This window comes from Planomonospora algeriensis, assembly GCF_977012225.1.
The window spans coordinates 1-2346 of record NZ_CDRNDK010000702.1; the positions used below are offsets into that span (position 1 = coordinate 1).

Genomic DNA, 2346 nt, shown 5'->3' on the forward strand with positions numbered 1-2346 from the left:
GCCGCGCCCCCGCCCGCACCCGCGCCCGCGAAGGACGAGAGGTTCGAGCCCCCGGAGCTGCCCCGCCCGGCGCAGCTGCCCGCGGCGGTGAGCGACTTCACCGGCCGCCGCCAGATCATCGACCGGCTCCTCGCCCTGCTCTCCGCGCAGGACGGCGCGGGCGGCGCCGAAGGCGTCCCGGTCGCGGCCATCTCGGGCATCGGCGGCGTGGGCAAGACCGCCCTGGCGGTGCACGTCGCCCACGCCATGCACGACCGCTTCCCCGACGGGCAGCTCTACGCGGACCTGCGCGGGTACGGCGACGAGCCGACCGCGCCGGAGTCCGCGCTGGCCGCCTTCCTGCGCGGCCTGGGACTGCCCTCCGACGTCATCCCGGACGGCCTGGCCGAACGCTCGGCGCTGTTCCGCTCGCTGCTGGCCGACCGCCGGATGCTGGTCCTGCTCGACAACGCCCGCGACGCCGCCCAGGTCGGCCACCTGCTCCCGGGTTCCTCCGGCTGCGCGGCGATCGTGACCAGCCGCCACAAGCTGGCCGACCTGCCCGCGGCGCGCCTGGTCGACCTGGACGTGATGGAACCGGACGAGGCGCTGGGGCTGCTGCGCGCGGTCGCCGGGACCGAGCGGGTGGACTCCGAACGGGCCGCCGCGATGGACGTGGTCGCCGCGTGCGGCTTCCTCCCGCTGGCCGTGCGGATCGTGGCGGCCCGCCTGGCCGCCCGCCCCACCTGGACCGTCGCCTCCCTGGTCCCCCGGCTGGCCGACGAGCGCCGTCGCCTGGACGAGATGCGGGTGGGCGACCTCGCGGTGGAGTCGACCTTCGCCCTCGGGTACGGCCAGCTCACCTCCGCCCAGGCCCGGGCGTTCCGGCTGCTCTCCCTGCCCGGTGGGCCGGACATCTCGGTCTCCGCCGCCTCGGCCGTACTGGACCTGGATCCGATGGACGCCGAGGACCTGCTGGAGTCCCTGGTGGACGCCAGCCTGCTGGAGGCCCCCGCTCCCGGGCGCTACCGCTTCCACGACCTGCTCAAGCTCTTCGCCCGCCGAGCCGCCGGGCGCGCCTCCGGCTCCGGCGCGGACCACGGGCCGGGCGCCGAGTCCGGCCCGGAGGCGCTGTCCCGGCTGCTCGGCTTCTACCTGGCCTCCGCGCGTCGGCGCACCGGCTCGCCTACGAAGGCAGCACGGTGGCCGACCGGCTGGCCGTCTCCGGCGGCGGGCACGCGTTCTCCTCCGCCGACGAGGCCGTGACCTGGCTCGCGGTCGAGGCCGAGGGCCTGTTCGCGTCCATCTCCCAGGCCGCCGCGGGCGCGCGGGAGGCCGCCGCGCTGCTGCCCGCCGCCGACCTGCTGCTCGCCATGGAACCGCTGCTGGAGTCCGGCAGCCACGTCCGCGAGTTCGGCCTGCGGATCCGCGAGGTGCTCGCCGCCGCCCGGCGCCTGGACGCGCCCTCCGCCGAGCTGCGCTGCCGCTACGTGCACGGCAGGCTGCTGTTCGGCGCGAACCGGCTGGCCGAGGCGGAGCAGGAGTTCCGGGCCGTGCTGGAGCTGTCGGCGGGGGGCGACCGGATCGTCACCGGGGAGGCGCTCAACGCGCTGGCCGTGGTGGTCGGGCGGCAGCGCCGCCACACCGAGGCGCTGTCCTGGTTCGACGCGGCCCGCAAGGAGTTCCGGGAGAACGGCGCCCCGGGCGGCGAGGCCCTGACGCTCAGCTACTCCGCCCGCGATCACCTGTTCCTCGGCCAGCCCGGGGAGGCGATCGCCGCCGCCGAGCAGGGACTGGCGATCTTCAGCGAGATCGGTTCCGCCGCGGGCACCGCCCGGGCCCGCTACCACCTGGGCATCGTGCTGTCCCGGGTCGGGCGCCTGAACGAGGCGGTCCACCACCACGCCGAGTGCCTGGCCTTCTTCCGGGCGGGCAACCAGCGGGTGTGGGAGCAGCGGGTCTGCTCGCGCCTGGCCGAGACGCTCATCGCCGCCGAGCGCTTCGCCGACGCGACCCGCCACGCCGAGCAGGCCCTCACCGTCAGCCGCGAGATCGGCCACCCGTACGGCGAGGCCCAGGCCCTATGGGTGCTGGGCCGGGCGCTCTCCGGGCTCGGCGAGTCCCGGCGCAGCCGCGCCTGCCTCGTCCGCGCCCACGACCTCTTCTCCCGGCTGAGCGCCCCCGAGGCCGGGGACCTGCGCGCCCTGCTCGACCGCGACCAGGTCGACGACGGGTCCGAGCCCGTCGTATAGGGCGTCGTCCAGACGCGTCATCCACACGTGATTGATCACGGGCGGGCTCCGCCCTGTGCCGATGGCGACGCTGCGCGTCGCGGCTCGGGGGCCGGTAACCGCCGTCTTCCCTCGT

General features: G+C 76.3%; 2 protein-coding genes. Both read left to right on the plus strand.

The window, feature by feature from the left end:
- On the plus strand, window positions 1–1245 hold a 1245-nt coding region (locus tag ACWJ6R_RS34745), incomplete at its 5' end, for an NB-ARC domain-containing protein (protein ID WP_449066273.1).
- Window positions 1182–2231 (plus strand): tetratricopeptide repeat protein, encoded by a 1050-nt coding sequence (locus ACWJ6R_RS34750; protein ID WP_449066274.1) that lies wholly within the window; start codon window positions 1182–1184, stop codon window positions 2229–2231. The genes ACWJ6R_RS34745 and ACWJ6R_RS34750, both read left to right, overlap by 64 nt.
- The last annotated feature ends 115 nt before the right edge of the window (window positions 2232–2346 follow it).